This is a genomic window from Zhongshania aliphaticivorans, assembly GCF_902705855.1.
Classification (GTDB): Bacteria; Pseudomonadota; Gammaproteobacteria; order Pseudomonadales; family Spongiibacteraceae; genus Spongiibacter; species Spongiibacter aliphaticivorans_B.
Window position 1 is genome coordinate 366,988 of the sequence record NZ_CACSIJ010000012.1, and the last position, 19,473, is coordinate 386,460.

18 protein-coding genes are annotated in these 19,473 nt (G+C 48.7%); 7 read left to right on the plus strand and 11 right to left on the minus strand.

Going from position 1 to position 19,473, the window contains the following annotated elements:
• Positions 1-23 precede the first annotated feature (23 nt).
• The 4 genes from trhA to GVJ32_RS08705 all read right to left on the minus strand — a co-directional run bounded on the left by trhA (position 24) and on the right by GVJ32_RS08705 (position 3,242).
• Positions 24-641 (minus strand): PAQR family membrane homeostasis protein TrhA, encoded by a 618-nt coding sequence (gene trhA, locus GVJ32_RS08690; RefSeq protein ID WP_159239659.1) that lies wholly within the window; start codon positions 639-641, stop codon positions 24-26.
• A 362-nt stretch (positions 642-1,003) separates the two neighbouring features.
• Positions 1,004-1,288 (minus strand): hypothetical protein, encoded by a 285-nt coding sequence (locus GVJ32_RS08695; RefSeq protein ID WP_159239660.1) that lies wholly within the window; start codon positions 1,286-1,288, stop codon positions 1,004-1,006.
• 169 nt (positions 1,289-1,457) lie between these two features.
• Complete coding sequence (locus GVJ32_RS08700) at positions 1,458-2,660, minus strand: amidohydrolase family protein (protein ID WP_159239661.1); 1,203 nt, start codon at positions 2,658-2,660, stop codon at positions 1,458-1,460.
• A 123-nt stretch (positions 2,661-2,783) separates the two neighbouring features.
• Complete coding sequence (locus GVJ32_RS08705) at positions 2,784-3,242, minus strand: MaoC family dehydratase (protein WP_159239662.1); 459 nt, start codon at positions 3,240-3,242, stop codon at positions 2,784-2,786.
• A gap of 261 nt (positions 3,243-3,503) precedes the next feature.
• Here GVJ32_RS08705 and cls point away from each other — a divergent pair, with 261 nt between their 5' ends.
• The 6 genes from cls to GVJ32_RS08735 all read left to right on the plus strand — a co-directional run bounded on the left by cls (position 3,504) and on the right by GVJ32_RS08735 (position 13,041).
• Positions 3,504-4,970, plus strand: a complete 1,467-nt coding sequence (gene cls / locus GVJ32_RS08710) for a cardiolipin synthase (RefSeq protein ID WP_159239663.1) — start codon at positions 3,504-3,506, stop codon at positions 4,968-4,970.
• Positions 4,971-4,978: 8 nt separating this feature from the next.
• Complete coding sequence (locus GVJ32_RS08715) at positions 4,979-5,608, plus strand: paraquat-inducible protein A (protein WP_159239664.1); 630 nt, start codon at positions 4,979-4,981, stop codon at positions 5,606-5,608.
• Positions 5,605-6,225, plus strand: coding sequence for a paraquat-inducible protein A (locus GVJ32_RS08720; protein ID WP_159239665.1), 621 nt, complete (start codon positions 5,605-5,607; stop codon positions 6,223-6,225). The genes GVJ32_RS08715 and GVJ32_RS08720 overlap by 4 nt, the downstream gene beginning before the upstream one ends.
• Positions 6,218-8,539, plus strand: a complete 2,322-nt coding sequence (locus tag GVJ32_RS08725) for a PqiB family protein (RefSeq protein ID WP_159239666.1) — start codon at positions 6,218-6,220, stop codon at positions 8,537-8,539. Before GVJ32_RS08720 ends, GVJ32_RS08725 begins: the two co-directional genes overlap by 8 nt.
• A 141-nt stretch (positions 8,540-8,680) precedes the next feature.
• Positions 8,681-9,904 carry an efflux RND transporter periplasmic adaptor subunit gene (locus tag GVJ32_RS08730; RefSeq protein WP_159239667.1) on the plus strand — a complete coding sequence of 408 codons (1,224 nt, stop codon included), beginning with the start codon at positions 8,681-8,683 and terminating at the stop codon, positions 9,902-9,904.
• A complete protein-coding gene (locus GVJ32_RS08735; RefSeq protein WP_159239668.1) occupies positions 9,901-13,041 on the plus strand; it encodes an efflux RND transporter permease subunit in 3,141 nt (1,046 codons plus the stop codon). The genes GVJ32_RS08730 and GVJ32_RS08735 overlap by 4 nt, the downstream gene beginning before the upstream one ends.
• Here the strand turns inward: GVJ32_RS08735 and GVJ32_RS08740 are convergent.
• Positions 13,038-13,424 (minus strand): diacylglycerol kinase family protein, encoded by a 387-nt coding sequence (locus GVJ32_RS08740; protein WP_123181950.1) that lies wholly within the window; start codon positions 13,422-13,424, stop codon positions 13,038-13,040. The genes GVJ32_RS08735 and GVJ32_RS08740 overlap by 4 nt on opposite strands.
• A gap of 42 nt (positions 13,425-13,466) precedes the next feature.
• On the opposite strand from GVJ32_RS08740, the gene glpE reads away from it, so the two are divergent.
• Positions 13,467-13,787, plus strand: coding sequence for a thiosulfate sulfurtransferase GlpE (gene glpE / locus GVJ32_RS08745; RefSeq protein WP_103684864.1), 321 nt, complete (start codon positions 13,467-13,469; stop codon positions 13,785-13,787).
• 269 nt (positions 13,788-14,056) lie between these two features.
• Here the strand turns inward: glpE and fur are convergent, their stop codons facing one another.
• From fur to GVJ32_RS08770, 6 genes are all read right to left on the minus strand, one after another.
• On the minus strand, positions 14,057-14,470 hold the full coding sequence (gene fur / locus GVJ32_RS08750) for a ferric iron uptake transcriptional regulator (RefSeq protein ID WP_159239669.1): 414 nt from the start codon (positions 14,468-14,470) through the stop codon (positions 14,057-14,059).
• 112 nt (positions 14,471-14,582) lie between these two features.
• A complete protein-coding gene (locus GVJ32_RS18405; RefSeq protein WP_286187608.1) occupies positions 14,583-15,026 on the minus strand; it encodes a TonB-dependent receptor domain-containing protein in 444 nt (147 codons plus the stop codon).
• Entirely contained in the window at positions 15,013-17,184 is a 2,172-nt protein-coding gene (locus GVJ32_RS08755; protein WP_286187609.1) for a TonB-dependent receptor, read from the minus strand. The genes GVJ32_RS18405 and GVJ32_RS08755 overlap by 14 nt, the downstream gene beginning before the upstream one ends.
• A gap of 104 nt (positions 17,185-17,288) precedes the next feature.
• Entirely contained in the window at positions 17,289-18,281 is a 993-nt protein-coding gene (locus tag GVJ32_RS08760; RefSeq protein ID WP_159239670.1) for a FecR domain-containing protein, read from the minus strand.
• The gene (locus tag GVJ32_RS08765) at positions 18,278-18,811 is read right to left on the minus strand and encodes a sigma-70 family RNA polymerase sigma factor (protein WP_159239671.1); all 534 of its coding nucleotides are present in this window, start codon (positions 18,809-18,811) and stop codon (positions 18,278-18,280) included. Before GVJ32_RS08765 ends, GVJ32_RS08760 begins: the two co-directional genes overlap by 4 nt.
• A gap of 171 nt (positions 18,812-18,982) precedes the next feature.
• On the minus strand, positions 18,983-19,381 hold the full coding sequence (locus GVJ32_RS08770; RefSeq protein ID WP_159239672.1) for an SRPBCC family protein: 399 nt from the start codon (positions 19,379-19,381) through the stop codon (positions 18,983-18,985).
• Positions 19,382-19,473 lie beyond the last annotated feature (92 nt).

Here is a 19,473-nt window from a genome sequence, read left to right on the forward strand (position 1 = left end):
AAGCCTCCGCAACCCAACACCATTCAGGCAACATAATAATAAATTGTAAAGAAATGGCACACACTGCCAGCCAGAACAAACAAATGCCAAATTCCGTGAAAGTGGATAACTTTCTTATCAAACACGTAAAAAATGATACCCGCCGTATAGGCAACACCACCCATCAATAACAAGGTAAAACCGCCCTCAGGCAGTGCCGCGCTCAAGGGTTTAATTAAAAATAGCGCCAGCCAGCCCATCAACAAATACACGCCAATAGACCATGCTCGCCGTCCAGCCTTAGGAACCATTTCTAACGCCATACCAATGGCGGCCAAAGACCATATAATCGCAAACATCCACCAGCCACCGCTTTCCCGCAGCGTCACAACTAAAAACGGGGTGTAAGTACCGGCGATAAGTAGGTAAATGGCCAGATGATCTAACTGCCTATAAAGGGCTTTATGTGGCCCCGTAGTGCTGTGATAAAGGGTAGAAAACACATACAGAGCCAATAGCGACACGCTATATACCGAAAAGCCAAGTAGCTTCCACCCTTCGCCACTTTGCAACACAGGCCAAATCAGCGCGGCGCTACCTATCACTGCCGCCAGTACGCCGGCCAAATGAGAAAAACTGTTAAAACGCTCGCCTTTATACACGATACCGTCACCGCCCTAAGGTCATTGATGCCTACTTGGTATAAAACAAAAAACGAAAACATCCGCCAAAACAACTAACTTTGCAGACATATTTCTTATTTTTGCGTCAATTTAACAGAAACTTAGATTTAGAGCCCGCTCGCAGCCAGCAATTTATCATTACTGAAGATTATATAATTCAGAAGACCGGCAAACATGGCTTGATGGAGGCAAAGACAAGACGAACAACGCCATGGGACGATAAAACGAATAAGCCAGCAGCCCAAGGCAATTAGGCGAATCCAGCGCGGTATAGAAAATAAGATGGGGGCTGCTGGGCCGGACTGACCTTGGTCTAGCAGAAAAGCTGCGCGCGACGTAAATTAAGCGGCTCCCGCCTCTACATCCAGCTTACCAAGGCCTTCAAACAGCAGCTCGACATGTAGAGAACCGTTGGTATTGACCACCTTGCGAATGCGAATCTCACCCAAGCGCCCATCCCGCAAGCGGATACGATAATCGGTTCCGTGTAAACGTTCGCTAATCTGCTTATTCAAATGCAGGCAACCGCCCCACTTTACATAATCGCTGCTTGCAGAAATATACATGGGAACATCAGATAACAATTCCCGATCCCCTAGCAGCACACTGCCATGCGTCAAATCCATTGACCTACTCCGTGCTATATTCAAAATCAAATACGTACTTCAACCTATAGCATCCTTGCCAATGTTGCAGTTATAACACAATAACGAAGGGGATTCCCGCCTGCAGGCTAGACCAAAAAATATCAAAAATCAGTGATTTTCATAACCAAAAAGCATTAAAAACCCCTCTTTATGGCGTAATCCCTAACAGGCTGGCCGCATTGCCACGCATCATTTGAAAGATCTCTCGCTCTGAAAACCCGCTCATTTCCTCTGTCATTTCAGAAGGCCACAGCAAGCCTTCGGGGTGGGGATAATCTGATCCATTAACGATAGTCTCTACACCGACACTTTTCGCGATATGGCTAAAGTCATCTTCATGAAAGGGCACAATCTTAAAATGCCGCTTAAACACCTCACTAGGCAGCTCCGGCTTACCATAAGCCCAGCGACTTTTGTGGTCGCCAAGGCGATAAATTTTGTCCATCGTTTTCAATAAATGCGGCAGCCACGCAGCGCCAAATTCAACAATTAAAAACTGCAGGCGAGGAAACCGGCCAAGCAAATTTTGAAATATTGTTGCCGCAATTTGGTCAACCACCGTGCGCTCTCCCATGCCCACATAGGTATTAAATGCGGTAAAACGATGTGACGGCGGATTAGCAGGCTCTCCCCATGGCGCGGCATATAACTCAGTAAAGGGGCCGCTGCCTATGTGATACGTAACAATCAACCCCGCCTCCTGCACCCGCGCCCAAAAGGGATCAAAATGCGGATCTGCCGGCGAACGTCCCTCGATCGGGCCGGTATTCACATACACCAAGCGACAACCTTCTTTAAGAATACGTTCGAGCTCGACTAAGGATTGATCAATATCTATTAGGCTCATCATAGCGGTGGCGTATATTCGGCCATCGCCACCCCAACCCCAGTCCTCTGCTACCCAGCGATTAAAGGCGCGAATACTTGGATAGGCGATATCGCGATGCATGGGTCTGCGAAGCTGGTATTCCACACCGCAGCCCAAGGTCGGAATCATCACGCAGGCCTCTACACCCTGCTCATCCATCCGCGCTAAGCGCGCCTTTTTATTGATAAATTCAGGGCAATCGATAGCGCGAATGGCATTGGCATTTACCGCGCCGCCGGTCTCGACATCGCCTTTAAAAAAGGCCTTCATCGCACCAGGAGGGCCAACATAGTCGCCCACACCAACACTAAAGAAATTAAGGCGTTCGTCACCTAACTTCATAATACCGAAGCCGTCGTCACGCTCGCGCTCAACCCACACAGTACGATCCCGAAAGCGGGACTCTATATGCCGGCTAAAGCAATCGTCAGGCTCGTAATAATGGTTATCGCAATCGATTAAAGAGTAGGGTAGCGGATTCATAGCAAGGTGCCTTATCACTGATATAGCACCTACTCTACGCGGGCTTTTACACGAACACAGTAGCCACAGCTATCACCCGACGGTGACAAAAAAGCTCACCGCCAGTCGATTAAACTAAAGGCATTAAGAGGGAAAATAGCGACTAATGGTATCTGCCACGCAAGCGGGCCTATCATTGCCTTCAATTTCGACGGTAACCCTGACTATCGACTGCACACCACCTTTTATTTCTTCAACAGACACCAATTCACCAACACCCCGCACCCGCGAGCCAACCGGCACCGGCGCCGGAAAACGAATACGATCACAGCCGACGTTCACCCCCATAGCGACTCCCTGCACTTCGACAATCTGGGGCAAAAACAAATTAACCAAAGACAGCGTTAAATATCCGTGAGCTATACACTTACCAAACGGCCCGTCTTTTGCGCGCTCTGGGTCAACGTGTATCCACTGATGGTCGCCCGTTGCGTCGGCAAATAAATTAATACGCTCCTGATCTATCTCCAGCCAGTCGCTGGCGCCCAGCACAGTGCCTACGGCGGTGATAAGATCCTGTGGTTGTTTAAAGACCTTGGTCATAGTAGCTCCGGTATCTGGCCGACATCTTGTATATTCCCATTTTACTGCGGGCTTAATTGTGAATGATATGGCGCAAACTTTATCACTCAGTCGGATTCACCTGAAATAGTCTATCAGGACGACAACGTCGTCGTTCAAGCAGCGAACGAGGGGCTAGCTTATCCGCTACAATGGGGATGACCGCACAACTTATCAGCCAAGATATGTTCTAAGTAGTCATACAAGGAGCGCAGCAACAATTAGATAAGGATTCTATAAGGTATGAGCAACTATTCGCCACCAGAATTATGGAGCTGGTTAACAGACAATCTCGCCGGTATTGGCGCCTTATTAACGGCGATCTTTCTTGTGCTTGGCGTATTGTCGGCGCTAGAGGCCATATTAAAAACCCGAACCGCCCAAGGCGCGGTGGCGTGGGCAATTGTGCTGATTGGCTTTCCCCCTGTATTTGTACCTTTATATTGGATATTCGGCCGCCGCAAATTTCGCGGCTATGCCTTGGCCAAACGAACTAACCACCTGCAAATCGACGAAGTTGCCCACGACCTTCTCAAACACTTTCCCGCCTTTGGGGCAGAACAAAGTAGTAGTGATCCACGCCTAATCGCGCTAGAACAGCTGTCGACCCTCCCCTTTTGCAGCGGAAATCATTGCGACTTACTGATCAACGGCAAGCGTGCTTATAGCGAAATTTTCAGCCGCATAGAGGCGGCAAAAAGCTATATTCTGTTGGAATTTTACATCATTCGCGACGACCAAATTGGCCGCCAACTAGCCGAACTACTGATTAAAAAAGTCCAGCAGGGGCTTACCGTTTACTGTGTTTATGACGAAATTGGCTGCCTTAAGCTATCTAATAATTATCTGCAAAAACTACTCAGCAACGGCGTTAACATTCGCCCCTTCAACAGCACCAAAGGTTTAGGAAATCGCCTGCAACTCAACTTTCGCAACCACCGCAAAATAGTGGTGTGTGATGGCGACTACGCCTTTATCGGCGGTATGAATATTGGCGATGAATACCGTGACATGCACCCCGTACTCACACCTTGGCGCGATACCGGCATAGCCATACAAGGCCCCGCCGTGCAGGCAGTGCAATTAGCCTTTGCCGAAGATTGGTTTTGGGCCAACGAGTCCCTACCAAAGCTCAATTGGCAACCCAGCGCCGTCAGCGGCCCACTTAACACCTTGGTTTTAGCGACCGGGCCCGCCGACAATACCGATAGCTGCGCGCTGTATTTTTTAAACATGATTCACCAAGCTCGTGAACGCTTATGGATCGTCAGCCCCTATTTTGTACCAGATGCACCGGTTATCTGCGCCCTGCAACTAGCCGCAATGCGCGGTGTAGACGTGCGAATCATGCTGCCCGCCAAACCTGACAAATTATTAATTCAACTTTCGTCCTATACCGCCATCAAAGAAACCCTCGCTAGAGGCGTACAGTTTTATTACTACCAAGACGGTTTCTTGCATCAGAAAGTGATGTTAGTGGATGATGATATTAACGTGGTGGGAACGGCCAATATGGATAACCGCTCCTTCCGACTTAATTTTGAACTCTGTGTGATAAATCACAGCAAAGAGTTTGCCCAGACGATGGAAAATATGCTCAAGGACGATTTTCAAAAATGCACCCAACTGCTCCCGCGAGAAGTGGCGCAATGGTCGTTTAAGCGCCGCATGCTAAGCCGCTGCGCCTATCTTTTCGCCCCGCTGCAATAAGTGAACTCATGGCAGAACCCAGTCATATTCCACATGAATTTACAGCCTGCCCAGATTGCGATTTGCTACTGCAAACCGCGCAGTCTGATCACACCTTAGAGGGCCGCTGCCCGCGCTGTAAGGCAGTGCTGTGGCACGCTGCAAAACACACCGACACCGTTAGCTTTGCCGCCGCCATTAGCGGCCTGATACTGTTCTATCCGGCGATGACACTACCCATCCTCAAGCTAAAAATGGTCGGTCAGCACGGTAGCAACTCTCTGCTTGGCGGCATCTATCGCATGTGGCTGGAACAAGAACAAATTCTTGCCGTATTAATCATGCTGTGCTCTTTGCTGGCGCCGCTTCTGCATTTATTACTCACCGCCGTGGTGTGTTTCAGTGTTAGATTCAATCACTACCCGCGCCACTTTCCGCTATGGATCAAATACAAATGTTTGATGCAAAACTGGAATATGCTCGAAGTCTACGCAATGGGCGTTATCGTTGCCTATGTGAAAATGATGCACGACGGCGAAGTCACGGTATCCGCTGGCACCTACTGTTTGAGCGCACTATTACTCTGTGTCATTTTATGTAGCCAATATTTTCACGAAGAACAAGCATGGCAACACTGGGAGAAAAATAAACCCGCATGAGTATCAGCGCCCAACAACGCGGTATTGCTCGCTGCACCGAATGCGGCAAACTCAGCCACTTACCGGAGCTCGGCCACGACGCCACCGCCGCTTGCCCGCGCTGTAACACCGCACTGAATTTTCGCAAACCGCAAAGTTTACAGCGCAGCTGGGCCTATACCATTGCCGCTACCGCGTTAATGATTCCAGCCAATATTTTACCGATCCTGACCGTCATCAGCTTTGGCCAAGGTGACCCAGACACGATTATGTCTGGCGTCGTTAAATTATGGGTAGCAGACTTACAGGCCATTGCCGTCATCGTCTTTATTGCCAGTATTGCAGTGCCGGTTTTGAAGCTGGTTATTTTGGTTATATTAATGCTGGTCGTACAATGTCAGCTGCCCTTAAGCCGGCAACAATGCACAATACTCTATCGATTTATTCATTTCATTGGCCGCTGGTCGATGCTCGATTTATTCATGATTTCTATCTTGGTGACGCTAGTGCACCTCGGCAATATCGCCACCGTTGAAAGCGGCCCCGCAGCAACAGCCTTCGCTGCCGTAGTAGTACTTACACTCTTTGCCGCTAATAGTTTTGACCCGCGCTTAATATGGGACCTAGACAATGACTGACCGCAACATTTCGTCCGCCGTACTCGCACCCAAGCGCGGCCTTTCCGCCATCTGGTTGCTGCCTATTATCGCCCTCGGCATTGCGGTATGGCTGATGTATAAAAGCCTTAGCGACACAGGGCTAAGCGTTACCGTTGCCTTCGACAATGGCAGCGGCATAAATATTGGGAAAACCCCCGTCATCTACCAAGGCATCAATGTCGGCCATGTGCAAAGCTTGCAGCTTGACGACGATCTTGAAGGCGTTACCGCCACCCTTGAACTCTCTCGTCAGATCGAGCCTTTGATCAAGAAAAACACCGAATTTTGGCTAGTAAAACCGCAAATCTCCCTATCTGGCGTGTCTGGCTTAGACACCTTGGTTGCGGGCAATTACATCAGTTTCAACCCTGGCGATGGCGAAGCGGCCCAGCACTTCACTGCATTGAATACACCTCCGCCACAAACCAATAATCTGCCGGGACTGCGCTTGGTATTAAATGCCGAGGAGCTTGGGTCACTCACCGTGGGCGCGCCGGTGCTCTATCAGCAAATAGACGTTGGTGACATTGAGGGCTACCAACTCAAGGACGACAATATCGACGTCAATATTCGCATCGATCCCCAATACAGCCATCTGGTCAATAGCAGCTCACGCTTTTGGGTTCAGAGCGGTGTAAAAATTAATGCTGGCCTGCAAGGTATTGATATTGAAACTGGCTCGATGGCAAGTATTTTAGCGGGGGGCATCACCTTCGACACGCCTATTAAAAGCGACTCTGACGTTGAAAATAACACGCATTTTAAATTATTCCAGAATCAGGATCGGGCCAAAGGCAGCAAAATTATCAGCGTGTATTTTCGCAATCCCGACGGCTTAAATGTCGGCAGCAATGTACGCCTAATGGGCATGGACATCGGCAAGGTCGAGTCACTAAAGTTCATTGATGACAACCCCAACCTCGGCGCCAATGTACGCGTCGCCATACACTCACCGCATCACCGCTATTTAAATGAAATGACGCATTTTTGGCTGGTTAAACCAGAAGTTTCCAGCAGCGGCGTGAGCGGCTTAGATGCTTTAATTGGCGGCCCATATATTAATCTAAAGGTAGAGGGCAAAGGCGGTACCATTCCCGAGCAATACACCGCCCTAGTAAAAGCCCCTGAAAGCCGCGTTCAGCAACCGGGCCTGCGACTCACGCTGCGCAGTGACGAACTCAGCTCAGTCAGTATCGGCAGTAAAATTTACTACCGAAAAATTGCCGTCGGACAAGTTGAATCCGTTGATCTTGACAAAGACGGCGTCAATATCGGCATCTTTATTCATGAGCAATACGCGAATTTAGTGCATCGCGAATCCCAGTTTTGGAATGCCAGCGGCCTTAGTATTACGGGCGGCCTTAGCGGACTAGATATTCACGCTGACTCACTGGCCACCATCGTCGCCGGCGGCATTGCGTTTCACACCCCAGAAGTCAGCAAGCCACAATTGGCGTGGGAAGGTTTGCGTTACACCTTATACCCCGACTTCCAAAGCACCTACGCGGAAAAAGGCCGCGATATTAGTCTGTACTTTGCAACCGGCAGCAATATTAACAAGGGCACCGAAATCAAATACCAAGGCATAAAAGTCGGGGAAGTGGTCGCCGTAGAATTAGACAGCAATATGGAACGTGTAAAAGTAAGCGCCCGCCTCGCCCCCTCTGCCAAAGCTCTTGCCCGCACGGGGAGCCAATTTTGGGTCGTGCGCCCACAGCTCGGTTTAATCGGCACACGCAACTTAGAAACACTAGTAACCGGCAGTTATATTAGCGTTCGTCCCGGCTACGGCAGCAGCACCACTAAATTCGTGGCATTAGACAAGCCACCGCCGCTTAGCAAACCGAGCAACGGTTTAAATTTGATCGTTACTGCCGCTCAACGCGGCTCGATCAAAGAGGGCGTAAAGGTCTTTTACCGCGACATTCCGGTCGGCGAAGTTTTTGGCTATGAATTAGCCGAGGATGCAAGCCAAACACTAATCCACATTAATATTGAACCGCGCTACGCGGGCCTGGTAAGAGAAAATAGTAAATTCTGGAACTCCAGCGGTATTGCCGTGAAATTCGGCTTATTCAGTGGTGCAACGATTCGCAGCAAATCGATTGAATCGCTATTAGAAGGCGGCATTGCCTTCGCCACCCCGGGTGGCGAACAACTCGCCCCCTCCGTGAATGACGGTAAAACCTTCCCGCTGCACCAATCTGTTGATCAACAATGGCTAGAATGGGCACCACACATTTCTCTGCCTAAAGAAGTAGATACCGGAGAAAACTGGATACGCGCGGATTAACAAGTTTTCACAACATCGCCATACAGTTAAAGATACAATAAGCCACTTTGACACCCTGTGCTCACTACTTTGTGAGCACATGTCGTTTCAAGCTGCGACGAAAAACCATTGGGTGCCATCACGCAATTAGAGAACATCAGTGTGTTAAAACCGTCAAAACAAGTTCTGCAATCCGCCGCCGTCATTATAGTCGCCCTTGTTATCGCCGGAGTCTTTTTCGCCTTAAAGCCACCACCAGAAACCGTCACAATTGAACCTCCGACACTGACCATAGATGTAGCAATTGCAGAAAAACAAACCTTGTCTATTGCTGTTAGCTCCCAAGGCACCGTGCAACCACGAACAGAAACAATATTAATCACTGAAGTAAGCGGAAAAATAATTGAGCTCTCACCGCAGTTTCAAAGCGGCGGCTTAATCGAAAAAGACGAGATTTTGCTCAGCATTGATCCGCGCAATTACGAAGTTGAGGTTAAACGCGCCGAAGCCAATGTCGCCACAGCATTCAGTAATTTGGTGCAAGAAAAAGGCCGCGCCGCAGTCGCAAGACAAGACCTGAAAAATTATCCACGAAAATACGCAAGCAAAGAAGCCCACTACCTCGCCCTACGATTACCACAGTTAAAAGAAGCTCAAGCACGCTTAGATTCGGCCAAGGCCGACCTTGAACACGCAAACAACAATTTAGATCGCACCAAAATTCGCGCGCCTTACCGCGGCATTATAAAAGCTCGCAGTGTTGATCTGGGTCAGTTTGTTGGTTCTGGCACTCAGCTTGGTCAGGTTTTCGCCGTCGATTTTGCCGAAGTCAGACTCCCCATCCCCGCTGNCCGCCTAAATTACTTAGACCTGCCTGACAGCCACAACAAAGAAAGCGCGCCCAGCGTTATCGTCGAAAACGAATTGGGCACTAAATGGCAGGGCACTATTGTGCGTACCGAAGGGGTTCTTGATGAGCGCAGCAGAGTGTTATTTGCGGTCGCCAAAGTAGATGACCCTTACGGTGTCGAAAGTGGCGCCAACGCGTTAATGATGGGGAGCTTTGTTAAAGCACAAATAAGCGGTAAGGAAATTGAAAATTTAATCGCCATTCCACGCTATATTTTACGTACTGGCAACAAAGTATGGGTACTAGATGATCAGCAGCGCATCCGCAATCGCGATGTAAAAATACTTCATACCGAAGGAAAACTGGTCTATGTGTATGAAGGTTTAAATGATGGCGACCGCATCTGCCTCTCTACCATTCCCAATGCCGTAGCTGGCACCAAGGTAAACGTTAACGCTACTACCAATACCAGCACATTAGTCAATGCCAACGCTGACCATATCGCAGACGCCAGCCCAGAGACAAACAAACTATGAGCTCGTTGCCAGAGTTTGATACCAACAAGGGTATTATCCCGTGGTTTGCTCGCAATTCAGTCGCTGCCAATTTGTTAATGATCGTTATTATCGCCGTTGGACTTGGCACCGCGTTTAACATTCAGCGCACCATACAACCCGATTTTGAAATAAATATTGTACAAATTACCGTCCCCTACCCTGGCGCCACGCCGGACGAAGTAGAGCGCGGCGTTGTATTAAAAATTGAAGAAGCACTCAAAGATATCGAATCGATTGAGAGCTTGGAATCAACTGCTAGCGAATCAATAGCCATACTGACGGCGGAAGTCTACGAAGGCTACGACACCCTAGCAGTGATGGACGAAATTAAAAGCGCCGTCGACGGCATTGTAAGTTTTCCTGAGCAAGCAGAACGCCCCATCATCAAACGGGTCGAATTTCAAAACCACGCTCTCAACGTACAACTCTACGGTGACATCGACGAACGCGGGCTAAAAGAACTCGCTGAACAAGTCAAACTAGAACTTACCCTCGACGAAAATATCGCCTTTGTGCAAATCAATGGCGCACGGGATTTTGAAATCAGCATCGAGGTGTCAGAAAACACCTTGCTCCAATACGGGCTAACACTCTCCGAAGTCGCAGACGCTATTCGCCGCTCCTCGCTAGATCTACCAGGTGGATCAATCAAAACCGCCAACGGCGACATATTGCTGCGCACCCGAGGCCAAGCACGTAGCCAGCATGAGTTTGAGCGAGTTGTACTCATTACTTACCCAGACGGCACCCGCCTCACCCTTGGCGATATCGCAACGATTAACGACGGCTTTGTCGAGCAAGACGGCTTTTCATTTTTTGACAGCCAAAACAGCATCGGCCTGCAAGTATTTGCCGTTGGCAATCAAGATCTAATCAAAGTTGCTACCGCGGCCAAGCAATATGTAGAGAAAAAACGTGGCAATCTTCCCGAGGGCGTAAACATCGCCACCTGGGCGGATATTACGTTTTATCTTGAAGGCCGCATGACGATGATGATGGAAAATCTCGGCATGGGTGCCCTGCTAGTATTTATTGTGCTGGGCATGTTCCTCAATATAAAACTCGCCTTCTGGGTAATGGTCGGCCTGCCCATTTGCTTTCTTGGCGCCTTAGTTATGATGCCTTTTGCCGGCATTAGTCTAAACATGCTGAGCCTTTTTGGATTTATTTTAGTCTTGGGTATTGTGGTTGATGACGCCATTATTATTGGTGAAAGCGCCTATGCCGAGGCAGAAAACAAAGGCCACTCCATTGATTCCGTAATCACTGGCGCGCTGCGGGTCGCCACCCCCGCCACCTTTGGCGTGCTCACCACCATTATGGCTTTTTCACCTACGCTATTTACCGAAGGTGCATTCTCCCCCTTCCCAGAAGCAGTCGGCTGGGTGGTTATTTTGTGCTTAAGCTTCTCGCTAATAGAATCGAAGTGGATACTACCTGCACACCTTGCCCACAGCACCCCGGGTACCACCGGCATCTGGCTAAAGATAGATAAAATTCCGCAGTTTTTTAACGGCAAACTCAATCATTTTGTCACTGAGTATTATCGTCCTTTTATCCACAAAGCGATCGAAAATCGCTACCTAACCGGCTCAATCTTTAGTGCGATGTTAATCATCACAATTGGCTTAATCGCGGGCGGAATTGTTCGCTTTGTGATGATCCCTGAAGTACCGTCGGACTTCATTAAAGCCAATCTTGAAATGATTGAAGGTACCCCCGAGGCCCAAACGCGACAGGCTTTTGAGTACATGGATAAGGCGCTAACAAAGGTAGACCTCGACTATCAGCGCGAGCACCTAAACTCGTCTAACAAACGTTTAATTAGTCATGTGCAAGCCTTTGCCACATCGGGAAGAACCGTCAGCTTTATGGTGGAGCTAACCAAAAATGAACTGCGTGATATTGACGGCAACGAAATTGCGCGGCGCTGGCGTGAGGAAATAGGCGACATTCCTGGCTCTAAAATCTTGGCAATCAGCAGCGCTGACCAAACCTCTGGGCCAGCAATATCACTTAAACTTAGCAGTAGTTCAAACACCGAACTCGATGCCGCTGCCAAAGAAATTGAAGAAGCCTTGAGTCATTACAAAGGCGTATTCGATATCCGCAACGGCGCCAGCGCAATTCAGGATGAAATTGTATTAGACATAAAGCCCAGCGCTGAAGTGCTAGGTATTTCCTCCGCATCCCTAGGGCGTCAACTGAGAGATGCATTCTACGGCGCTGAAGCTCAACGTATTCAGCGGGGCAATGACGAAGTGAAAGTTATGGTGCGCTACCCAAGCGAAGCTCGCACTGCCATATCTGATTTGCAAAATATGTATATTCGCTCTGCAGACAGTGCTTATGTGCCTTTAAGCAGTGTTGCAAGCATGAGCATTGAACCGGGCTTTAGTGAACGCAAGCGAGTAGATGGCGAGCGCTCTGTCACGGTTACCGCCCAAGTAGACAAAACCTATACGGCCCCTGATAAAGTCACATCAACCATTATGAACACTTTGGTAAAAGACATTTTCCCTGAAAAGTATCCTTCGGTCATTGTGCAGCTCAGCGGCGAAAGTGAGGAAAGCCGCGTACTCATGAAAAGCCTCGCCATTGGTTTTGTGCTCGCCCTATTCGGCATATATGCGCTGCTCGCTATTCCCCTGCGCTCCTACCTGCAACCCCTCATTATTATGGGTGTTATTCCCTTTGGCATCATCGGCGCGGTGGTAGGTCACATTGTGCTTAATATGTCCTTCAGCATGATGTCTTTTTTTGGGGTCATCGCGCTATCTGGTGTGGTTGTAAACGACAGCCTCATCATGGTTGATTTTATAAACTCAGCCATTGCCCGTGGCGACCGCCTAATTGATGCTGTGGTAGATTCCGGCTGCCTGCGCTTCCGCGCTATTTTGCTCACCTCATTAACCACATTCTTTGGGCTGCTGCCAATGCTGCTAGAAAGCAGCCTGCAAGCCCAGTTCGTCATTCCGATGGCGGTATCGCTGGGATTCGGCATTATCTTCGCCACTGTCATTACTCTGATTCTTATTCCCTGCTTATACATCGTCTTAGATGACGTTAAAGCATTCTTCGGCTCATCTAAAGCGCTGGCAAACAGCAGCCACTAAAAGGGCCAAAACGCCCACAGCGCAACAATGACTGAAAACGCCGCCGCAATTAATACTGCGGCAGCGGCCACATCCTTAGCCTTTGCGACCAGCTCGTGGGTCTCGGGCACCGCCGCATCGGCCAATGACTCCAAGGCAGTGTTCACTGCCTCAGCCATCCACACCAGGCATATTGCCAGTATCACCATCATCCATTCTATCGATTCCAAACCGGTTAATAGACCGAGCGCTAGGACGGCAAGTGTGACTACCAAATGGATACGGGCGTTGTGCTGCTCGAATATCATGGTGATCAAACCGTCAAAGGCGTAACGAAAACTATCAAGACGCGCCCGCAGCGAAAACCGCTGATTGCGGCGACGGCGTTCTGTTTTATGCTTCATCGCGGTACCATAAGCCCTTTAGTCTGCACAGATAGGTATATCATGCCTGAGTTTAAACATATCTCACCACAAGACGCCCACGCAATGATCGAAGCGGGATGTCAGCTAGCGGATATTCGCGACGAGCAATCCTACGCGATGGCACATATCCCCAAGGCCAATCACTTAGACAATCACAGCTTGCAGCAATTTATTGAACAAGCCGATCCTGATCAAGCACTTATTATTTATTGTTATCACGGCAATAGCAGTCAAAGTGCTGCGCAATATTTTGTCGAGAAAGACTTTACCGAGGTCTACAGCATGGACGGCGGTTTTGAAATGTGGCGCCAGCTATACCCGCAAAATACAGTAGCTAGCTAAATTTTCAACAACAAAAGTGATTCTTTTCATCCACCTGCGGGAAGATAAAAACTATCACTCTATAAGAGACCTTTGCACGAGCCGGTAGTTTGTTTTCTGGCGAGGAAAAAACGCACGGAAAGAGGGCGTTTATATGCCATAAATGACCGATTGAGTACGTTTTTGCCAAAAGTAGGCGCTCTTAGGCGACGCTGCCAGAGGGCAAAATAACTATCGTGCAAAGGTCTCTATAACTCATTCAGAACACAATTAATTGCCTAGGCTTTTCGTCAATGACTTTTTCTCACATACAACACCAGTGTGTGATCAACTAACTCAACATTATGCTGCTGCGCGATTTCCTGTTGGCGGCGTTCGATTATATGGTCCCTAAATTCAATAATTTCACTAGAGTCCAAACACACTATATGATCGTGATGATCTTCGCTTGCCAACTCGAACACAGATCGCCCTTTAATTAAATGACGACGCACAATTAAACCTGCCGATTCGAACTGTGTCAGCACCCTGTACACCGTGGGCAAACCGATGCTTTCACCACGCTTTAGAAAATGGTGGTAAACATCCTCTGCGCTGACATGCTGATGTTGCAAACTCATGGCTTCTAAGAGCTTAAATATCTTTATTCTAGGCAAGGTGATCTTTAATCCGACCTTACGCAGCTCGAGATTTTCTGATGTCATATATACGCCCTTGCCATAACAATGGTTGTACTTGGCGGTGAATAGGGAATCACATTAGAGGCTTTCACTTGAGAAGCAGGGGCAGAAACTGCCCCTGCTTCTCAAGTATTAGTTAGAACGTCACGTTTACGCTCAGCCAGAAGTTTCGCGATTTATCTTTATTGTTATAGTCATCGCTAAATTCCACTTCGCCATCAGCGTCTGCATCATAAATACCATCGCCGTTCACGTCGTTAAATCGCGTGGTGTAGCTGGTGAAATCCTGATCTAGCAAATTATTAATACGAGCATTTACGGTCACAGATTCATTAATTTTAAATGCAGCACCTAGGTGAAATACTTCGTAGTCATCGTAATATAAATGTTCACCCAAAGTGCCCACGCCACGGTAGCGATCAGAGCGCGCTTCTAAGGTAAGAAAAACATTCATACGATCATTGTATTGCCAATCCAAGGTCGCATTGGCCATATTCTCAGCGGTATTAGTTAGAGGCTGGCCTTTATTAGCCCCGCTGGTTTGCTCGCTATCGGTGTAGGTATAGTTAGCACGCAGCACCAATGCAGGCGAAATATAATAGCGGCCAGCCTTGGATTTCAGCCTTATCAATATTAATGTTTTGCGCATAGCTGGTGTAATTCAATTGCTCATACGCACCTAGATTTGCACAAGGGCGCACGCCACCGGTCTGGGAGCAGGACAAGTTTGTTTCACCACGGGTAATCTTGTCCTTAAACTCATTTTGAAAGAAGGTGATATTAAAATTATGACCACCTATTGGCGCCTCCCAATATGCAGCAATCTCTGTGTTAATACTGGTTTCGGGTTTCAAGTCTGGGTTGCCCACAAAAGGACTCGTGCCCTGTCCACCGAAACCTGTAATACCGTCAAATAAATCAGTGGTTTTAGGCGTTTTATAGCCCGTGCTTACGCCGCCCTTTAGAGTCCAGCTGTCGTTCAATAAATACACGCTATACAGTCTTGGGCTGGTGTTACTACCAAATAGTTTATGATCGTCGTAGCGAATACCAGCGGTGACAGTGAGCGGGTCTATGAACGTCCAGTTATCTTCAACAAACAAAGAATACATAGTGAAATCTGATACCACGCCGGCACCCGCGCCACCGCTTTCCATACCAAACACACCGTCGTCCAGCTCACCGTCAATATATTGGGTACCAACAACTAATAAATGATCACCGGCCATATCAGTAATGGGGATGTCTAATTTCGCATCGAAGGTATATTGGCGACTTTCCATTTCCCGCTTGGGCCGTGGTAAGAATTCCGCCGCCATAATGTCACGCCGCTCGCTTTCACTCAGACCGGCGTACGCGCCAGTGCCCTCAAAAATTTCCTTCTGTAAAAGGCGCTCGCTTGCCGTTAGTGGCAGTGTTCGGCCTTTATTAGCCGTTTCAATATAAGCAAGAGACACCGCGCTGCTACCAAAGCTCCAATCACCATCGTGACTTATTGACCATTGGTCGCGGGTAAATTCCTGATCCTTTGCGTAACCAGCGCGAGGGCGACTAGAAAACAATTGATCGACACTGTCTACCGTTCCCAATGGGAAGCTGCCGTCTGCTGATGGCGTGTTATCGTAAACCTGCTCAGATACATCGTAATCAAACACCACCGATTGTTTGTCGTCTGGCGTCCAGCTCAATCTAAAGCCCAGGCTTTTATTGGTATTGTCTACCGTCTTGCCACCGCCGCCAAAGCCCAGCGAGCGAGTTTGTAAATTACCGGCGGGATCACGCACCGAAGCATATTCAGGATTAGATGCATCGCGGTCATACACGCTGCCACGAACAGCAAGACCGAGGGTATTTGGAATTAGCGGCCCCTGCACATTAAAATCGAGGGTTGAATCTTCACCAAACTCATCACCTTCCTGAAAGCTTCGGCTAAAGCTAATAGCGCCACCCCAGGTGTCGGTGATTTTTTTAGTGATCACATTAATCACACCACCCAGCGCATCGGCGCCGTACAACGTTGAGGCTGGGCCACGAATAACCTCTACTCGCTCAATCGCGGCCAATGGCGGAATATGATTAAACTGATTACCACCAAAGTTATTGGGGTAAATATCGCCGTGGTTATTCTGACGACGACCATCAATGAGGATCAGAGTGTAGTCTGCTCCCATCCCCCGCATGCTGATGGTGCCTTGCCCGGTTTTATCGCGTGTTTCGCCAATATCGACCCCCTCAAGATCACGCACAACATCTAGCAATGTCGTATAAGGGCGAGACTCAATTTCTTCGCGGTTCACCACCGAAATACTGGCTGGTGCATCAGTAATTTTTTGTTCGAAGCCCGCGGCAGACACCACAACCTTCTTTAAAGTAATCAGTTCATTCTGAGGTGCCGCCTCAGCTTGCGGCGCTGACTGAATTAGAAAGCTGCCATTTGGCTGGGCCTCTGCCTCTAAACCAGTGCCAGCCAACAAAATCATGAGCGCTTGAGGAACAGTAAAGTCACCCTGCACCCCAAAACTACTTTTACCACGGGTTAAACTCGCCGCAGCACTAAGGTGGATGCCCGCCTGCTGCGCGAAGTCAGTCAACGACTGCGACAAATCACCTTTAGGAACATTGTACTGAGCCATAGCTTGGCTCTGTGGGCTAGGGGATTGAGCCGCAGCAAGAGGCGAGGCGACTAACGCTGAGGCAAAAACCAGCGGTATTGCGCTGCGGGCAAGGTCAAAGTTCATCAAACATGTGCTCCTATTTAGATGGCTTATATGGGTCTACTTCCTATCTACCGAACAAGCCAACCAAAAAGGGAACCAATTACGAAAAGTAATGATAATAATTTCTATTTATTTTTAGATCGAATATGAACCCACCAAGGAGTGGGCTTATCGATGCTGATATCCAAACTAGCAGCCAGCATTTCTAGCGCGACATCAGGCTCATCTAGCGGGAAAGAACCCATCACCCGCATTTGCGCCACCTCTGATTCAACATAAATATAACCAAATCGATAGCGCTCCAACTGGCTTATCAAATCAACTAAAGGAATATCGTTGGCTAGCAAAACATGATTCACCCACGCCTGCCGCGCCGGATCAGCGCCGCGCAAGACACCCCACTTCCCTTTTGAGAATGCAATTTGCTCACCTGTCTCGATAATACGACTCAGCCCTTGACCAATATCTATCTCGACTCGCCCTTCAAAAACAGCTAGCACACTATGACCACGTTCCTTTGCTACCGAGAAACGAGTACCCAATGCTCGCAAGCGGCCATGCGATGTTTCTACAATTAATGGGCGATTCGAATCCGCTGCAGTATCGATAAATATATCGCCACTTAGTAAATGGATTAATCGCTGCTCAGTGGTGTAGTGCACATCCATATGACTGGAGGTATTCAACCACGCCTTGCTACCATCACTTAAGGCGAGTTCTTTTATTTCGCCTTTGGCGCTAGCGTAGTCAGCAATTTGCAAATACGGCGACTCAGGCAGTGTGAGCCAAGCACCACTGCCGATGCCAACAAGCACCAACATGGTTTTCAATGTACGCCGCCTTGTTACGCGCCGCTCTTGCAAACTATGAAGTGTTTCACTGGCTGGGGCACGACTCCCTGTGTCGTCATTGCGTAATTGATCAAAGCGCTTTGCGACCGATTCAATGCGCGCCCATGCTTCGCCGTGAGCAGAACTAGCTGAAATCCAGCTCTGCCATTGCTGTTTAATATCCGAAGCAAGCGCCTCATCGGCAAGCGCAGCATACCAATCTGCAGCTTCCTTTAAGTGCTGCTTGCTGACTGCAGCCTGACAATGCCCCTTATCAACGTCATTCATTTTATTAATTCGTCAGCCGAAGCAAGCTCGAAGACCGCGCATTCATACATAGCTCGAGCCATATACTTTTTTACCATACGCTCAGATACGTCAAGACGTACCGCGATTTCCCTATACGTCAAACCATCGAGCTGAGAAAAAATAAATGCCTTCGCAACCTTTTGCGGTAAACAGCGCAGCATATGATTCACGTCAGACAGCGTTTCGAGAACAATCACCGTGTGCTCAGGAGACGGCGCAAACATCTCTGGCTTGGCGGCAATTGCGTCTAACCACGCCTGCTCAACCTCGCGCCGACGCCACAGGTCAATACATAATCCCTTGGCTACCGTCGTCAAATACGCCCGAGCCCCACCAGAGTTATCAAACTCCTTAGGACGAAGTAATAAACGTATGAAGGCATCCTGCGCCAAATCAGCAGCGTCTTCCGCACAGCCTAATCGCCGCTTCAATAAGGTAAACAGCCAACCATGATGATGGCTATATAAGGTATGAAGTTGCTCGCCGTGGGCGGAGCTAGGTGTGGTCATCGCTCCTCCCTGTCTGAGCACATTAAGTTGGGCTTATTAAATTTCGCAAATAACAACGATTCTCATTATAGTTAGCAATCACACATATGTACAAGCACTGAATAAAACAGACGGCCCGCAGCAACATCAGCACAAGGAGGTAAATAAAAGAAGGGGCTTAATCCACGGCGCTTAAGACGCCTCGAGTATGCGTTTAAGCGTTTGTAAGTCCGTCTCAACGGCGGCTTTATCTGCGGCGTATTCTTGATCGGACATGGCCCCGCGCCGAAACAGGGTAAAGACCAACTCGCTGCCGTCACCATTACTCACAACCCGCATGGGGTTATTCACAACCGTGCCCGACTCAAGCTCAACATCGTGATCCATTACCCCAAAGGGGTTTTGCGCAGCGAAACGTATTGCCACTCGCCCAAAGGGCGCTTCAGCAACCCATACGTCGCCGTCTCGAGTAAGCTCAGTACTTGTTAATCCAGCGGCCCAGCGCGGTAAGTTCTCAGGATTAGATGCAAACTGGTAAACCTTGCTTGGACTACACGCGATATAAATACTGATATATTGCACATCAAGCATAAAACCGTTCCTAGCAAATTACAGATACACCAGACAGTAAAGCCAACCAGGCCGAGCTACGCGCGATAAGGCATAAGCTCGAGCCTGATATA